This window comes from Lactobacillus sp. ESL0228, assembly GCF_003692825.1.
Lineage (GTDB): Bacteria > Bacillota > Bacilli > Lactobacillales > Lactobacillaceae > Lactobacillus.
Genome location: NZ_REHJ01000011.1, coordinates 1 through 17,990, shown reverse-complemented (window position 1 = coordinate 17,990; position 17,990 = coordinate 1). Strand labels below are relative to the sequence as shown.

The 17,990-nt window shown below is 33.0% G+C and carries 13 protein-coding genes, 1 tRNA gene and 1 pseudogene; 14 read left to right on the top strand and 1 reads right to left on the bottom strand.

Going from position 1 to position 17,990, the window contains the following annotated elements; all coding sequences use genetic code 11:
• Positions 1-58: 58 nt before the first annotated feature.
• Positions 59-1,324 carry a GTPase HflX gene (gene hflX, locus F5ESL0228_RS07195; protein ID WP_122019019.1) on the bottom strand — a complete coding sequence of 422 codons (1,266 nt, stop codon included), beginning with the start codon at positions 1,322-1,324 and terminating at the stop codon, positions 59-61.
• A 493-nt stretch (positions 1,325-1,817) separates the two neighbouring features.
• On the opposite strand from hflX, the pseudogene F5ESL0228_RS07190 reads away from it, so the two are divergent.
• The 14 genes and pseudogenes from F5ESL0228_RS07190 to F5ESL0228_RS07125 all read left to right on the top strand — a co-directional run.
• Positions 1,818-1,961, top strand: a pseudogene (locus tag F5ESL0228_RS07190) (DNA-entry nuclease); the annotation flags it as partial.
• Between the two features lie 174 nt (positions 1,962-2,135).
• The gene (locus tag F5ESL0228_RS07185) at positions 2,136-2,876 is read left to right on the top strand and encodes an L-ribulose-5-phosphate 4-epimerase (RefSeq protein ID WP_122019018.1); all 741 of its coding nucleotides are present in this window, start codon (positions 2,136-2,138) and stop codon (positions 2,874-2,876) included.
• A gap of 94 nt (positions 2,877-2,970) precedes the next feature.
• On the top strand, positions 2,971-3,423 hold the full coding sequence (locus tag F5ESL0228_RS07180; protein WP_122019016.1) for a PTS sugar transporter subunit IIA: 453 nt from the start codon (positions 2,971-2,973) through the stop codon (positions 3,421-3,423).
• 25 nt (positions 3,424-3,448) lie between these two features.
• Complete coding sequence (locus tag F5ESL0228_RS07175) at positions 3,449-4,837, top strand: PTS galactitol transporter subunit IIC (protein WP_122019014.1); 1,389 nt, start codon at positions 3,449-3,451, stop codon at positions 4,835-4,837.
• A 23-nt stretch (positions 4,838-4,860) separates the two neighbouring features.
• Entirely contained in the window at positions 4,861-5,151 is a 291-nt protein-coding gene (locus F5ESL0228_RS07170) for a PTS sugar transporter subunit IIB (protein ID WP_122019012.1), read from the top strand.
• A 49-nt stretch (positions 5,152-5,200) separates the two neighbouring features.
• On the top strand, positions 5,201-7,309 hold the full coding sequence (locus F5ESL0228_RS07165; RefSeq protein ID WP_158592504.1) for an HTH domain-containing protein: 2,109 nt from the start codon (positions 5,201-5,203) through the stop codon (positions 7,307-7,309).
• Between the two features lie 157 nt (positions 7,310-7,466).
• Positions 7,467-8,903 carry an MFS transporter gene (locus F5ESL0228_RS07160; RefSeq protein ID WP_122019008.1) on the top strand — a complete coding sequence of 479 codons (1,437 nt, stop codon included), beginning with the start codon at positions 7,467-7,469 and terminating at the stop codon, positions 8,901-8,903.
• A gap of 306 nt (positions 8,904-9,209) precedes the next feature.
• Positions 9,210-9,791: an aldose epimerase gene (locus F5ESL0228_RS07155; protein WP_122023326.1), complete on the top strand. Its 582-nt coding sequence runs from the start codon at positions 9,210-9,212 to the stop codon at positions 9,789-9,791.
• 102 nt (positions 9,792-9,893) lie between these two features.
• The gene (locus tag F5ESL0228_RS07150) at positions 9,894-11,009 is read left to right on the top strand and encodes an LCP family protein (protein ID WP_122023325.1); all 1,116 of its coding nucleotides are present in this window, start codon (positions 9,894-9,896) and stop codon (positions 11,007-11,009) included.
• Between the two features lie 604 nt (positions 11,010-11,613).
• A complete protein-coding gene (locus F5ESL0228_RS07145; RefSeq protein WP_122023324.1) occupies positions 11,614-14,586 on the top strand; it encodes an LTA synthase family protein in 2,973 nt (990 codons plus the stop codon).
• A gap of 270 nt (positions 14,587-14,856) precedes the next feature.
• Entirely contained in the window at positions 14,857-16,122 is a 1,266-nt protein-coding gene (gene tyrS, locus F5ESL0228_RS07140) for a tyrosine--tRNA ligase (RefSeq protein ID WP_122019001.1), read from the top strand.
• Positions 16,123-16,183: 61 nt separating this feature from the next.
• Positions 16,184-16,603, top strand: a complete 420-nt coding sequence (locus F5ESL0228_RS07135) for an NUDIX domain-containing protein (RefSeq protein WP_122023323.1) — start codon at positions 16,184-16,186, stop codon at positions 16,601-16,603.
• A gap of 277 nt (positions 16,604-16,880) precedes the next feature.
• Positions 16,881-16,953 (top strand) — tRNA-Thr (locus tag F5ESL0228_RS07130).
• A 185-nt stretch (positions 16,954-17,138) separates the two neighbouring features.
• Positions 17,139-17,792, top strand: coding sequence for an HD domain-containing protein (locus F5ESL0228_RS07125; protein WP_122023322.1), 654 nt, complete (start codon positions 17,139-17,141; stop codon positions 17,790-17,792).
• Positions 17,793-17,990 lie beyond the last annotated feature (198 nt).

Sequence of the window (17,990 nt, the reverse complement as noted above, 5' to 3'; positions counted from 1 at the left end):
TAATTAATAAAAAGAGGCCTTAATTTAAAGGTCTCTTTTGCTTGAATAAATATTATACTTATACGACGTATTGTGTGAATTGATTTTGCTTTTGCGAAGACATGCGCACAGTTAGGTGAACACCATCAGATTGATAAGTTTCACTAATAATTTGCGTGTCTTCATGTAATTGAGCTAGAGTCTTACCAGCAGATAGTGGCAAGAGTAAATCAACTTTTTGATAATCAGCAAATACTCGTTTAGTAATTAACTTAGCTAAAGTAGTGATTGAAGCTGTATCAATAGCTGAATACAAAATATTATTACCTTCAATTTGGGGATAATTACGATTGGCTTTATCAGCTTTATTATAAGCTGTAATCATTGGTGTATCTTTTACCCCGATTTCAGTTAGTACGTCTTGTGTAGTTCGAATCATTTGAATCATGTTAGGATCAGCAGCGTCAACAACGTTGATTAACAAATCAGCATCTTTGACTTCCTGTAAAGTGGCTTTGAATGATTCAACTAACTTATGTGGTAACTTAGAAATAAACCCAACCGTGTCGGAAAGAATAAAGCTAAAGTTATTATTTAATTCAATGCGGCGTACACTTGTATCTAGGGTAGCAAAAAGCATATTTTTAGCAAAAACCTGTTTATCATGATTTTCTTGAGAAAATTTTTTCAAAAGTCCATTCATTGTCGTAGATTTTCCAGCGTTGGTGTAGCCGACAAGAGCTACTTTTGGAATATGGTTTTGATTGCGACGTTTAGCTTTGATTTCTTCTTGTTCCGAAATTGCTTTTAGTTCTTGCTTAATAGCAGAGATTTGCTTACCCAGTGTTCGCCGATTCAATTCCAGCTTTGATTCTCCAGCACCACGGTTGGCAAAACCACCTCCTCGTTGCTGGTCTAGGTTGTTTTGCGATGGATGTAAACGTGGCAGTTCGTACTGTAAACGTGCTAATTGGACCTGCAATTTGGCCTGTTTAGTTCGTGCACGATTAGAAAAAATTTCAAGAATTAATTCTGTGCGATCAATAACTTGTAATTTAGTTAGATTTTCTAAATTGCGGATTTGGACTGGTGAAAGTTCATCGTTTAATATAAGAATTTTAGCCTTTAGTCCACGTGCCATCTCTTTAATTTCGTTAATTTTACCAAGACCTAGGTAAGTACCAGTAACTACTTTTTCTGCGTTTTGTCGTGATTGGCCAACAACTTCCATATTATCTGCTTCGGCTAAGTTAGCAAGCTCAGTCATGTAGTAGTCAAAATTAGGGTCATTTAAATTAACGCCAGCAAGATATGCTTTGGTTTGATGAGGGGTATTATCAATCATATTGTCCTCTTTCTAACTAAAAATTTGAGCAGAAATCATGTTGCCACTATATTTAGTTTGAAAATTCTGTAAGATAACCACTTTTTTTAGATAACTATAATTGTAATACAAAATTGTTTGTTTACCAAGATAATGGGTCAAAGCTAACTTTTATGATTTAGCCAGTAAGTTATTGAATCAAGTAAGTGGAAGAATTTTTGATAAATATAATTAAAAGCTAAAAGAACTAGCAAAAAATACTTATAGTGTTTCGACATGATTTAATGATTTGTTATAATAATATAAGTGATATTTAATTATTGATTGAGGTACTTAAATGAAAAATCGACTATTAAAAATATTATTACCTGTATTGCTATTACTAAGTAGTTGTGGTTTGATCAATCTTCTAGATAAAGACATTCTTCAACCAACAATGGTAGTTCAAGCTAAAGGGTATCACAGACAATCCCGTAATTATTTACACAAAATACATCGGTACATAGAAACAGGAACTAAAAGAATTATTGGCAACCGTAATTCAAAAATTTATCATGTACCTGGGCAACATAGTTATCGTCTAAATATGGTTAATGCGATATATTTTAACTCTGAAAAAGAAGCAATTAGGGCAGGATATAGATGCTCAAAGAGATAATAATATATTAAATTTTAAGCACACTATATATGGTGTGCTTTTTGTTTTGTAGAAAATTATTAGTTAATCGGTTGCACTAAAAATAAGTATAAATCTTGACTTAAAGCATGACTTATAAAATAGTTAAATAATTTTAAGAGAACATATTGAAAGCTAAAGAAAGAAGGTAAATAAATGTTAGAAAAACTAAAAGAAAAGGTTTATAAAGCAAATATGCAATTACCGCAGTTAGGATTAGTTACATTTACTTGGGGTAATGTTTCAGGAATCGATAGAGAAAGTGGTTTATTTGTTATAAAACCATCTGGAGTTGATTACCAACAATTGAAACCTCAAGACATGGTTGTAATTAATCTGCAAGGTAGAATAATCGAAGGTGATCTAAATCCATCAAGTGATACTCCAACTCATGTTATTTTATATCGTAAATTTGGAGAAATTGGCGGCATTGCACATACACATTCTCCATGGGCCGTATCGTTTGCTGCAGCTAAAATGGATATTCCAGCAATGAATACGACTCATGCTGATACATTTTATGATGCAATTCCAGTTTCTGATTCTCTTTCTCAAAGTGAAATTGCATCAGATTATGAAAAATATACTGGTGTTTCAATTGTCCGTACTTTTGAAGAAAGAAATCTTGATTATAAAGCGACACCTGGTGTACTTATTAGTCATCATGGACCTTTTTGTTGGGGAGAAACGCCTGAAAAGGCGGTTTATAATGCCAAAGTGCTAGAGACAGTAGCAGAAGAAGATTATCATACTATGCAATTAACACGAGCAAATTGTGAGTTACCACATTATTTGTTAAACAAGCACTATTATCGTAAGCATGGAAAAGCTGCGTATTATGGACAAAATAATCCTGTATCAAAATTACATGCAAAAAATAATAACTTTAATAGTTAATTGATTGCACTAAATTTTGTCATGTAATTGACTTAAAAATTGATTTTGTAAGTGCTTAAATTTAAAAAGAAACAATAAAGAAAGAAGTGAATTGATGGAACTTTTAAATCAATCATTAGTTTTTGCAAGAATAAATCTTAATAGCAGTGATGAAATTATTCATTATTTAGCCCAACAATTGAAAAAACAAGGGAAAGTTAAAGACACATTTGAGCAAGCCGTTAAAGACAGAGAGCAAGTTCATCCTACTGGATTACCTAGTGGTGAAATTGCCGTTGCTATTCCTCATACTGATATTCAGTATGTCAATGAAGCGGCTATTGCCTTTGCAACTTTAGCTCATCCTATAAAATTTCATAATATGGCCATTACAAATGAAACTTTGGAAGTCCAGATTGTGGTAATGCTAGCATTAAAAACATCTCATGGACAGGTAAAAATGTTACAAAAATTAATGGCGCTATTTCAAAACCAAGATTTATTAAGTAATTTAATACAACTTAAAAATAATGTTGAATTATATAAAGCTATTTCAAAGCAAATTTAAATAAAGTTTATGGGAGGAAATATTTATGAAACCTATCATTGATTTCATTATGTATATTGTTGGCTTAGGTCCAACTGTTCTAATTCCAATTATTATGTTGATATTTGGCTTATGTGTAAGAGTTCCTTTTACAAAAGCGCTACGTGGTGGCTTAATGGTGGGGATCGGATTTATTGGATTAAATGCTACTGTTTCTATTTTAACTGATGTAATGAATCCGGCCATTAAAAATATGATCCAAGTTATGCACTTAAATTTGCAAGTAATTGATGTTGGCTGGCCATCAGCATCAGCTATTGCATATGGTACAGCTGTTGGCGTAAGTATGATTCCTCTTGGAATTGCTATAAATGTTTTGATGTTATTAACAAAAACTACATCAACAATAGATGTTGATATTTGGGACTTTTGGCATTTTGCATTCAGTGGATCATTAGTATACGCTTTAACTAAAGATATTGTACTTAGCCTTTTTTTAGCTAGTGTAAATATGATTGTGATAATGGTAACTGCGGATAGAACTGCACCACTTTCTGAAAAATATTTAGGATTGCCAGGAATTTCAATTCCTCATGGATATGCCGGTTCATTTGTTCCGATTGCCATTGTATTTAACTGGATTATTGATAAAATTCCTGGAATTAACAAGATCCATATGGATGCTAAAGATTTTAATAAAAAATTTGGTTCATGGGGTGAGCCTACTCTTTTAGGATTCGCTATTGGTATTATTATTGGAATTTTGGCTTATGGCTTTATTCCAGGAATGAGTGTAGCTACTAAATTAGGTAAGATAATGTTGATGGGTGTAACCTTATCGGCAGTAATGATTATTACACCTAAAATGGCTGCGTTACTGTTACAAGGTGTTGTACCAGTATCAAATGCAATTCAAGCATTTACCCAAAAGAAGTTTTCAGGTAAAAGAAAAATTTATATTGGAATGGATACTGCCGTAGGTATAGGTAGTCCAGTTGTTTTGGCATGTGCTACTTTAATGATTCCGGTTGCTTTATTATTTGCTTTCATTTTACCAGGTAATCAATTCTTACCGACAATTGGACTTGTTGGATTCGTATTTATGTTTCCACTAATTGTATCAATTACTCATGGTGATTTCTTTAGATCATTTATTATTGGTGCGATTAATGTCGTATTAGGGTTATGGATTGGTACTAATTTGGCACCATTAATTACTAAATGTGCAATAGCAGCTCATTTTAGTATTCCTAAAGGCTCATCATTGATTTCTAGTATTGATTATGGTTCAAATCCATATCCATGGTTGATTGTTCAAGTAGCCCCATTTAAATTGGTAGCGTATATAGTAGGAATTGTTTTGATTTTAGGATTATGCTGGTGGAACAGAACAAAAATTATTGCAGAAGAAAAACAAATGGCAGTAAAAAAATAAAAAGGTTTTAAGGAGTAATTTTTATGAAAAAGATTTTAGTTGCATGTGGAGCAGGTGTTGTTACTAGTACATCGGCAATGAATAAGTTACAAGAAGAATTATCTAAGAGAGGTATTTCAGAAAACAAATATACGTTAGGTCAGTCATCAGTTGCTCAAGTAGAATCACTTGCAAATGATTATGACCTAGTTATAACGACAACTCAATATGATAATGATGCAGTTAGTACACCAGTTATTAATGGACTTCCATTATTAACCAATATTGGTATTGATCAAGTAATAAATGAAGTAATTGATAAATTAAGTCTGTGATATTTTGGGCAAATTGCTATGTTACTAAATTTGAAGGGTGATAAACGTGGTGGCAAGCAATTCTACCAGTTTGATTAGGGCTAATCGATTATTAAATTATTTAATTAAATCATCAGATTTTGTTAGCTTAAAAGAAATTATTGAAACTTTTAACATATCTCGGAGAACTGCTTTTAATTGGTTAGAAACAATCAATCAAAATTTACGTAAGCATAATTTAGATGAAATTGTTAATGTTCCTAGGTATGGTTATAAAATTACGAATCGTACAAGAAAAAAATTGATTAATGAACGTAACATAATGGTTTCAAAACAAGATTATAATTATGAAAACAATTTACATTCTATTGATCGTCAAACGGTTATTATTTTATTGTTAATACAAGATGATTATTTATCTATTAATAAATTAGCTAAGAAATTTAATTGTTCTCGTAACACCATCATTAAAGATTTTAAGACAATTAATGGAAGGTTTCCTCAATTAAAAATTGCTAGCTCTAGAATGGGTCATAAAATTACTGGTAATGAAGTGGCAATTAGATTAACAATTTATAAATTATTACTTTATCAAAATAGGTTAACTTATTCTTTTATTAAAGATTTACGTTATTCTATTTCAAAAGCTAGGCAACTAGTCATTAATACCCAACAACGAATGAAAATTAATTTTTCAGAAAATTCAATAGAACAGTTAGCCTATTTGTTGGTTTTTATAAAGTGGAGAATATTAAAAAAATTTACTATTCAAGAAGATTCAGAATATAATTGGATAGCAACCAATACGACAAATGTTTTGACAACATGTGAAGATTTATTGCGGTCACTTATTGGGGAAAAAGTTTGCAATGGTGAAATAGTTTTTTTTAGTAAAATTATACTTTGTTCACAAGCTACAGAAGTTAATTGTGTTAATAAAAATTTATATAAGGATTTAAATAATATTGCTCAGGATATTATTTTTAGATATGAACAATTAACTGAACAACAAATTTCTTATAAATTATTTACTAAGGTTTTATGTAATCATTTATATGCTACTTTTTTTAGAGTGAAATTTGACGTACCATTTTCTTCAAGTGAAGTAGATGAAATTAAACGACAATATCCAGAATTAATTAAGTTTACTACGATTGCATGTGCTCCATTAGAAAATTATTTAAGAAAAAAATTGCCAAGTGAAGAAATAGCACTGATATGTCTTTATTTAGGATCGGTTAGTCAAAAAAATTACCATGATTTAACCAATAGCGATAAATTTAGAAGAGCTTCACTAGCTGATGTATTAGTGGTTTGCTCGAGTGGTATAGGTACTTCAGCGATGCTTTATCAAGAACTCAGAAAGATGTATCCCTTAATTAAATTTTCTTTACCTCTTGAGATACGAGATTTACCTAACATATTTAAACATGATTACCAAGCAAAATTGATTATTAGCACAGCAATATTATCTAGTACAAAATATCCTATTCCTGTAGTTAATGTTAGAGCAGTTATAACTAAGCATGATCAAAGTCTAATTGAAAATATTTTGCGCCAGAAGTATCCACTTAAGGTAGAGCATAATACTAGTGTGGTAAATAGTTTAGTATCAATTATAAATGAATATGCAGATGTTAAGGATGAAAGTGGACTTAGACAAAGCATTGATCATTTTATTTTCCCTAAAAGCAAAAACGTAAAGAAATCTAATTTACCGACATTAGGTAGTATATTACCTACTGAACGCATCATGGTTTACCATAATAATACTACCGATTTAACTTGGCAAAAAGCACTTCAGTTGGGATGTAATTTACTTGAACGAGATGGAATTATTGACCAGTATTATTTTGAAAAAATCGTACAACTGATTAATCAATATGGACCTTATATGTTAATTGCTAATGATATTTTTTTAGCTCATGCTGCGCCTAGTATTAGCAATAAAAACATTGGTTTATCGTTGATTCTATTTGATCATTCATTAGAAATAAATACATGTAATCAATATGCTTCTGTTACTTGCTTATTTGTTCTTTCACCGGGATTAAAGCATGAACATGAAAAAGCTTTGGAGCAATTAGTTGATATTGTCCGCGACAACAATAATGTCGAACGGTTACTCAAAGCCGAATCTCCTCGGGATGTGCGAAAAATATTATTATCATGCTCATGATTTTTAAAAATTAGTATTTAGTGTACTTATATAAGAAGTAAAAGCGGTCACATTATCAATGTGGCTGTTTTTTGCTACTTGGCAACTGCAAAAATAAGTGTATAATTTAATCAAATAAGGTACCTAACTAAAATTTGAATTGAGGAGATTGGTAAAAATGTCGCAAACTGTAAGTTACCAAACTAACGAAAAGGTGCAAAAAAATCGGTGGTGGATATTAGTAGCTGTTGGGCTATTTACATTTATGTCTACCCTTGATGGAACAATTGTTAATATTGCATTACCAGTAATTAGTAATGATTTACAAATTCCGATGAGTCAATCGGAATGGGTTGTTTCTCTTTACTTAATTGTTGTTTGTAGTTTTATTTTATTTTTTGGAAAGTTAAGTGACCTGCAAGGAAAAATAAAAATTTTCCGTTTTGGAGCTATTTTCTTTATTGCAGGTTCATTGTTATCTGGTATTAAAATCAATTTACCGTTCTTATTGTTGGCACGGGCTATTCAAGCCGTTGGTGCGGCGATGACAATGGCTACTAATAACGGAATTATTACTGAAATTTTTCCTTCGACTGAACGAGGTAAAGCTCTGGGAACAATTGGTTCTTTTGTGGCTTTGGGTTCGATTGCAGGTCCTGGACTTGGTGGCCTGATTTTGAGTAAACTTTCGTGGTCATACATTTTTTGGTTAAATGTTCCCGTTGGAATCATTGCTGCGATTATTGGTGCGATTTATCTTCCTAAAGATATTACATTTACTAATGCTCCTCTTGATAAGACTGGTTCAGTTGGGTTTGCTTTAGGAATGATTACTTTATTTGGCGGAATTTTCTTAGGTCAGCAGCTTGGCTTCACAGCTTTGCCAGTTTTAGCGTTATTGATAATTGGAATTATCAGCTTTGTCTGGTTTGTTTCTGTTGAAAACCATACTGAAAACCCGCTATTGCAATTTAACTTGTTTAAAAATCCTGACTTTTCAATTAGCTTATTGTGTGCACTGTTAATTTTTATAACGAACTTTTTCTTTAATGTTGTTACTCCTTTTTATTTAGAAAATGCGCGCAGCTTGGCTCCAAGTCAAACAGGTTATATTTTAATGATTTTGCCAGTTGTTCAGCTTTTTGCAGCTCCTATTGCTGGTACGCTATCTGATAAAATTGGGCCTAAATTGATTACCTTTATTGGCTTAGTTTTATTATTAATTAGCCAAATTGGTTATACCTTGTGTAACCTTAATTCGTCAATTTGGTTATTCATTATTAGTATTGCCATCATGGGACTTGGAAGTGGTATTTTCAGTTCACCAAATAATTCTTTAGTAATGAGTTCTGTTGAACAGAAAGATTTAGGTGTTGCTGGTAGTATTAACTCGCTTTCAAGAAATTTAGGTATGGTTATCGGAATTTCCAGCGCAACAACCGTTCTTTTTGCGGCAATGAGTCATGCAAAGGGCTCTCGTGTTACCGCATATTTACCTAAACAACCAGAGATCTTTATCTATGGTATGCACGTAGTTTTTATCATTTCAACAATTATTTGCTTAGTAACTGTAATTTTGAGTGGATGGCGCCTATTCAAAAAAGATGTAAAGTAAGAATTTTTAATATGGATATTTAATAGATAAGAAAAATTATTCAAAAAAACATCCCAAAGATATCTTTGGGATGTTTTCTTATTAACTTGTTCCAAAAACTAATTTTATAATTCTCGGGAACACCATTATTATAATATATCAAAGTGAAATTTGCTAATAATTTTAATGCTTTTAATAGAATAATTGCTAATTTAGCTTTAATTATCTATTCTTGATAAATGCATTTTTTATATTAATGAAGAATTTGAATTAATTTTAAGCTTGAATTGATGCCATCAAAGTGATATTTTCTAGGGAGGAGAAAGTTTGGAGAAAGTTATGCAAATAATTGAAAGTTCCGTCTTGCAAGTTGCTGTGGATGAAAAGGGAGCACAACTGGTTAATCTTGTTTCAAAGAATAACCAGTCTGATTATTTTAAAGATGGCGACACGCAAAATAGGTTGAAGATTGTCTTTGCAGAAAATGGTCAAGATGAAAAAAATTTGGCCGAACTTCTGCCATGGACGGTCGTTGATAAAGGAGATGCAAGAGTTAGTTTAACTCTAATTGATAACAGTGCAAGTTATAAAAAGTTTCCATATCATTTTGAAGTGATTGTATCCTATGTACTTGAGGAAAATCGTATCAATATTAAATGTTATTTGAAAAATAATTCTCATAAAGAGATGCCTTTTTCATTAAAATTTCTTTTGCCAATTTCTGAAGAATGGGATATTAAAGAGAATATTAATGAATTTGAGTTGAATAAAATGGATATTAAAGTGAAATTTGCTTCTACAAATCTTACACTAGTTTTAAGAGATGAAAATTTTATTGCTACAACGAATGATGAAATATTGAATGGTAATCAAAGTACAGAATTTACGATGACATTAACTGCGAATTAATAAGTTAATGATTTTAATAAGATACAAGAAACAAGCCAGCAACGGCTTGTTTTTTTTGCTATAATATACTCATTGTAATTAAAAATTGGGTAAACGAAGAATATGGATCACAACGATAATCATCCGAAGAAAAGTCGGGTTGAAATACACGCAAAGGATTACAACAAGAAAAAGAGTCTCTTAAAATGGATATCGATCATTTTGTTTTTTGCAATTGTCGCAGTAGTGGCATACTCTGCTTATATTTATTGTCGAACCAAGAATGCGGTTGATGATACCTATGATAACAATAATCAGGTTCAGATAAAAAAGGGTGAATTTAACGGCAAGAAAAAGTTTGCGGTATTGTTAATGGGTACGGATACGGGAGCTCTTGATCGTACCGAAAAGATTGGTAATACTGATACAATCATTATTGCTGTTGTTAATCCACAAAAAGAGCGTTATACACTAATGTCTGTACCACGTGACACGATGGCACAAATGGTTGGTACAAAAAAGTTCCAGATCGAAAAAATTAATGCAGCATATCCATTGGGTGGGGCAGCAATGTCAATGGCCAGTGTTTCTAAGTTGGTCAATATACCAATCAAGTATTATGCCTTAGTTAATATGAAAGGCATAATGCGTTTGATTCGCTATGTTGGTGGAATCAAGATACGACCAACGCTTAGTTTTGAGTATAGTGGCTATATTTTTAAAAAAGGTCAGTTAACTCATATGGGTGGCGGTGGTGCTTTGGCATACTCACGGATGCGTTATGATGATCCGCAAGGAGACTATGGCAGACAGAAGCGTCAGCGACAAGTAATTACAACGCTAATTAAAAAAGCGGTAGCACTCAACACATTAACTAAATTGGACTCAGTTTTGACTTCAATTTCTGGTAATGTAAAAACCAACTTACCATTTGATGCTTTGCAGCAGATTGCTTTTAATTATCGCAATTCAACTAAAAATGTTAAAAATGATTATCTCCATGGGCATAATGCCACAATTGAAGGTGCTTCTTATCAGGTTCAGTCGACTCAGGAATTACAACGAGTGTCTGATTATTTACGCTTAGAATTGGGATTAGAACCTGAACGGATTCAAAATAATGAAACTTATCAAAATCAGCGTAATAAAACTCATGGTTTTGATTTTACTAATCCTGCTACTCAAGATTATAATATTTATCAAGACTATTGGGATCTGCAGGAAGAAGGTGAAAATTGATGGCCCATCTTTATGTAGCTCTAATTGGACATGTATCTGATTAGTTGTTGTTTGTGGGTAGCATTGCTCTTCAAGATTACGCTAGAGTTGGGTCTACCAATACGGTTGTCATTTGAGAGAAAATGGGAATTATAACTTGGATTAGTGGTTTATTAAAGATAGCTACTTGTTTAATCCCGATCAATTATTTATTTCAAAGGAAAGTGAACTTGATTTGTTCGGTTTTAGGACTAATTTTAGGATATATTTTTCTTTTGGAATCATTCTAAAGGTAACAAGAGGGTAAGAGTTGCCTATTACTAGTAGTGATGTAGATATCCAAGCTGTTGTAGCAGCACTGTTGATTACTTTGCTATCGGTGATAAGAATACGAAATTTAATAATTTTCCTTTAGTGTTTAGGCTGTGGTTTAGCTTGTATTATGCAGATTAAGGAAAAGGTCATTGTGTCAGGGACTGTCACATTAATCATGGCTTCAAAGTTGAGGCGTGATTTGCAAGAATTCTTTACTGAGTAAAGGTAAAGAGTGAATGTCTTGTACATAATAAAGTATAAGACGAATTCATTAATAACATTACTTTTAGTTAGGATATGTACTGGAAATATGAATAAAAATAAAAAAACGTTAAAAGCTGCCAAGATTGTTTGTCTTCTAGTAGCAACTCTTTTCATGCTAGTACAAATGTACAGTTTGAAAGGAATTGCTTCTAGAGCACATTATTCTTTTATTCGCTTTATACCGAATATGTTGCATAATGCAACTTTAATGATTGTACCAATGGTTTTTGGTGCTGTTTATAGCAAGAAAAAGCTGAGTGTCAGCGAAAGTTTTAAATGCTGGTTACTTGCTAGTGTAACGCTGATTGTGTATTACATTCTTTTCTTCTTCAAATTGCCTAGTAGCTTTAATATGTGGCGGGTATGGGGGATGTTGTTCCCGATTATTGCCAGTACTTCAGTTTTATTTGCTGGGTTATTTTTTAGTCTTTTACTACAGCCATATTTATATGACTTGCTTAATAGGCAAACCGAAAAGCAGAAGTTACTGATACTGAGTCTGCTTACGCTTTTAGGTTTTGCTTTAAGTGCGGGTAATTTGTCATTTCAATACTCGTTTTATGGTCTTTATTTAGTGCTCTTTTTTGCTTGGGGCATGTTCCTATCCAATGTTTCGGTTGATGGTAAATTACTGACCTTATCTGTAATTATTGGACTGTTTTCGTTTTTTATTGTCGTAATTGGAGTATCTGGCTTTGATGCTGTTTATTGGTCGCAAATTATTTCTGGAAATGGTGGCGGTGACTGGAATCGTGAATTCTTAAACAATCCATCATCTCCATTCATGTTTTTATTGGTTATTGCTGTTTTTCTTATCTTTAAAAAGATTATTGTGACTTTTAGCCCGCGGCAAATGCGCTATTTGATTCCAGTAATTATGTTTATGGATGCGCCAATCTCTCCTAAATTCATGAATGCATTTCGTTTCACGGGTTCATCAACTGTTAATAAGCTGTTGATGCTTATGATAATGTTTATAGTAGTTATTGTTTGGGATGATGTGCTTGAACGATATTTATTTAAAATTAAGCCGTTTGCTCGAACCATTAATTATCTTGATCATGAATCTAATTTAGCTAAAATATGTGAACGAGCTTGGTCAATTTTTGTTAAATTTATTGTAACTAATCGTGTTAACCTCCTTACTTGGACTTGGTTCTATATATTGAGTTTTGGTTCATTTTTAATTGAGTCAGATAAATTGCGTATCCAAATTAGCACTGCATCAACGATTAATGCGATCGTTTACTTGCTCGGAACAAGATTTTTCGCCATTATTTTGACAACAATCTTTCTAGATGCATTGTTTTCTATTCTATATTTTGTGACTACACGATATTGGACTTCTAATATGTTGGTCAGTCTAATTGCAATTGGTTGGGCTGTTGCTAATAAGATCAAATTAATCCTTCGTGGTGAGCCAATTTATCCGACTGAATTAAGTGAAATTGTTAATTGGCGTACTTTGTTACCAATGATTGGCAAGACAACCGTAATTGCAATCTTGATCGCAATAGTTGTTATAGTTGCACTTGATGTCTTTTTGGAATGTAAATTTTCAATCAAGAAACGAGGATCATGGAAACATCGTGGTATATGGGCATTGCTTAGTTTGTTACTGTTCATGACCCCATTTCGTTTGAATCACGATGGTGGAATGATTTACCACATTAACCGTGGTTTTGATAATAAACAGAAGTTTCGTAATCCAGAACGTGATATTCAAGTTAATGGTCCTGTATTGAACTTCTTGAATTATATTGATTTACAAATTATGGATGAACCAACGGGTTATTCTGCTTCAGCGATTAAGCAATTGGATCAAAAATATACAAAAGTAGCAGCTCAAATTAACAAGGGTAGAAAAAATGATCTGCGTGATCAGACGATCGTCTTTAATTTGAGTGAGAGTTTTGTTGATCCTAACACTTTCCCGACTATTAGATTTGAACATTCTGTTCCTAACCCAGTTAAGTTTATCGAATCAATGAAGTCTCGTTCTTCTTATGGTACGATGCTAAGTGCCGGTTATGGTGGTGGAACTGCCAATATGGAATGGGAAACACTGACTGGTCTGAACATGGGGATGTTTAAGTCAACCTTGACACCATATGTTCAGGTTGTTCCTAATTATGAATTTTATCCTACAATTGGAATGAACTTTGACTACAAATCTGCGGTTCACCCATTTATTGGAACGTACTATTCAAGACAAGAAGATTATCACAGATTTAAGTTTGATAAATTTATTTATACCGGCTCTAAATATAAGATTATTGACCAGAAAAAATTGGGTCGTAGTGGTTATAATTCAGATTTCACTACTTATGCTAACGGCTTACACCAAATTAATTCTCGTCAAGGTGGCCAATTTATCAATTTGATTTCTATTCAGAATCATATGCCATATAATAACTGGTACCCGAATAATGAATACATGGGTAAAATTTCTGGTGATTTATTTAATTCATCAGGTGTTCGTGAACAGATGGCAACTTATGTTAAAGGGACTCAATACACTGATCGGGCCGTTAAGCAGTTCGTGAATGAAATTGATAAGATTAAAAAACCGATCACGCTGGTCTTTTATGGTGATCACTATCCAAGTATTCTTTCACAAAGCTACACTGCGAAATACCCAGTTCAAATGCACTCAACGCGTTACTTTATTTACTCAAATAAATATGCACGTGAACATGGTGCAAAGATGAGATTGCCGCGTAAGGCAAATAATTTTGTTAGTTCCAGTGATTTCATTGCAATGATGTTACAACAGACTGATTCGAAAGTGACGCCATATCAAGCATTGTTAACGGAAGTTCACAAGAAATTACCGGCAATCACAATTAATTTTGAGGGTGATAAAGGTTTTGAATTAATTGGACGTAAGGGTCAAGTGATTGATCCGAAGTATTTGACCAAAGAGCAGAGAGAATTGCTTTCTGATTATGAAACTATCCAGTACGATATGACTGCTGGAAAAGCTTATGGTTTGCAGGTCAAGGGCTTTTATAAATAGTCTACATTGGTATTGACTTATCAATAAAAAATAAGTATTATTTTGAGTAATAGTTAAGTAACATCTCAATTCAGTGTTCAGAGAACTAGCGGTTGGTGTGAGCTAGACAGGTTGATGATAGTGAAATACAAAGTAGGGTGGTTCCAATAATGACCGTAGTTGAGACGCTGATAATAGCGTAAACGTGGGTGGTACCACGGCTAAAATAATTAATTTAGTCGTCCCTAGATTCTATTTAGAATCTAGGGACTTTTTTATTGGAGGAAAAAGATGGCAAACTTTGATATTTTGGAAGATTTGAAATGGCGTGGAGCAATCAATCAGCAAACAGACGAAGCTGGATTGGCTAAATATTTGCAAGAGCATGATGAATTAGCCCTATATTGTGGTACTGATCCAACTGGAGACTCACTTCATATTGGTCATTTGATTCCCTTTATGATTCTAAAAAGATTTCAGTTGGCTGGTTATCATCCGGTAATTGTAATCGGTGGTGGGACAGGAAATATTGGTGATCCATCAGGTCGAAAATCGGAGCGGGTTTTACTCAGTGCAGAAAAATTGCATCAAAATGAAGTGGCTTTAACTAGGCAAATGGAAAAATTGTTTGGTAGCGAAAATTTTGAAATTGTGAATAATGCTGAGTGGCTAGACAAATTAAGTCTAATTGATTTTTTGCGTGATTATGGCAAATACTTCCAAGTTAACAACATGCTGAATAAAGATGTAGTTGCCAGTCGATTAGAAAATGGTATTTCTTTCACAGAATTTTCTTATCAAATTTTACAGGCAATTGATTTTTATCATCTTAACAAAGACCATGATGTTCAAATGCAAATTGGTGGTAGTGATCAATGGGGCAATATTACGGCGGGAATTGATTTGATTCATAAATTGTTAGGGACAGAAAGGCCGGCTTTTGGGCTAACAATTCCTTTAATGCTAAAAGCCGATGGTACAAAATTTGGTAAATCAGCTGGTGGAGCTGTCTGGCTTGATCCCGAAAAAACCAGTCCGTATGAATTTTATCAATTTTGGATTAATCAAGATGATCGTGATGTTATTAAGTATTTGAAGTACTTTACTTTCTTAAGCCGAGAAGAAATTAACGATTTAGCTATTCAAGTTAAGAATGAGCCGTGGAAACGCACAGCACAAAAGACACTAGCTAAAGAAGTAACCAGATTTGTGCACGGTGATGAAGGATTGGCTGAAGCAGAAATGATTACTGCCTCATTGTTTTCTGGTGATATTAAAAACTTATCAATTAAGCAGATTGAGCAGGGGCTTAAGAATGCTCCAACTGTTGAATCAGAACCTGGAATAAAAAATATTGTTGATTTCTTAGTCGATACAGAGATTGAACCATCCAGGCGGCAAGCTCGTGAAGATATTGCAAATGGTGCCATTTATATTAATGGTGATCGTGAAGAATCGGTTGACTATCAAATTGATCCTGATAGAGCTTTTGCGGGCAAATACGTAATCGTCCGTAAGGGTAAGCGAAAGTATACTTTAGTTAATATTAAAGACTAAACGTGAACCAGCCACGCTGCATTGCTGTGTGGCGGGTTTTTAGATTGGAGAAGACAAAAAAATGCGAGCTCGTGTAGTGTTATATAATCAAAAAGTCGATAAGGTTTTGTTAATTCATCGAACTAAATATGGACGTGATTATTGGGTAGTTCCCGGTGGCGGAAGTAAAGGGCGTGAAAGTCCACAAGAAACAGCCGTGCGAGAAATACATGAAGAATTAGGAATTGAGTTAGTATCTACAAATTTAGAATATTTATTCACAAAAACAGATCAAATTGAGGAACAAGTATTTTTTTGTGAGCAAATTCCATATATTGCTGCACCCAAAATTGGTGGTGAAGAAAAAAAACGGCAAAATTCTGATAATCTTTATTTCCCATCTTGGATTGCGGTTGATGATTTATTGAAAGTTAATTTACTACCAACAGCGATAGGAAGAGCTATTTTGACTGCAATAAAAATAAATAACAATAAAGGGTAAAGAATATGAAATTCTTGGTGAACAACCCCGTTTTAAAAGTATGTTTAAAGATTTTGACATTCAATTAAAGTTGATAGTTAGTAGCGAGGTGTGCAATGAGATAAAAGTATTGAACAATTCACAAAATTAAATTGCAGAGTGGATAAAAAAATGGATACTGATAATGTCGTAGTCCTGTGATTACAGCTCAATTAGTAAAGATATGCAGTCATACAAAAATTGTAATAAATTTTGGTATTCACCAACATGGCGAATATTTTTTTGTTACAATTGACTTGCCGCTTTAGCTCAGCAGGTAGAGCACCCCCGTGGTAAGGAGGAGGTCCTCAGTTCAACTCTGGGAAGCGGCTTTGATTAACATCATATAAAATAGTTATCTTTAATTTATCGGATTTTGTTAAGATAAATTAAGGATAGTTTTAATATAGTGCTAATGCTAATATTAAATTTTGATGGTTTTAGAATTAACTGATCAAAGGATGATTAACTATTTATCGCGTTAAACAAATTAGTTTAAGGAAAAGGAATACTTGAGTTGGATTTAAGAAAAATAATTAATTTTGTTAAAGAACAATTAAAAGACGAAAAGACTGGTCATGACTTTTATCATGGACAGCGTGTAGCACATTTAGCCAGTCAACTTTACTTGCAGGATAATCCGGATGCACATTCTGACAGTAGATTGGTGGCGATTATTCAAACAGCAGGCTATCTACACGATACGATTGATGAAAAGATTTGTGCTGCTCCAGAATCAGTTTTAACGCAAATTAAGACTCTGTTACCGCAGGTTGGTTTTACAGATTTGGAGATTAAGGATATCTTATTTACGATGCAACATATGTCTTTTTCTAAGAACATTGAGCACCATTACCAATTACCATTATCTGGCGCCTATGTGCAAGATGCTGACCGCATTGAAAGTTTAGGAGCAATAGGAATTGCACGGGCTTTTACATATGGCGGCGCACATGGAAATTTAATTTATGATCCACAAATTAAACCTCAAAAATTGTTCAGTCATGATCAATATCGCCAGCATCAAGAAACAACAATTAATCATTTTTATGAAAAATTATTTCAGTTAGAAAAAACAATGAATACAGAGGGTGGAAGAAGGGAAGCTCACCAGCGAACAGAATTTATGCGTAATTTTGTCAAAGAATTTATGGCAGAATGGAATATTTAACGAGTGGGTTAAAACGAGGTATTAATTAAAAGATTTGGCTTTTGCGAAAATTAAATGCAAAAAAATTATTTGGTAAATTGTAAAATGAAGTTGAACACTTGCCCTAATTAAAAAATGAAAAAAGTCCATTGGACTTCTTTGATAGAATGTAATTACCCAATCAATTCTAGAAAGAAGTTACCAATGAACTCGCTTAAT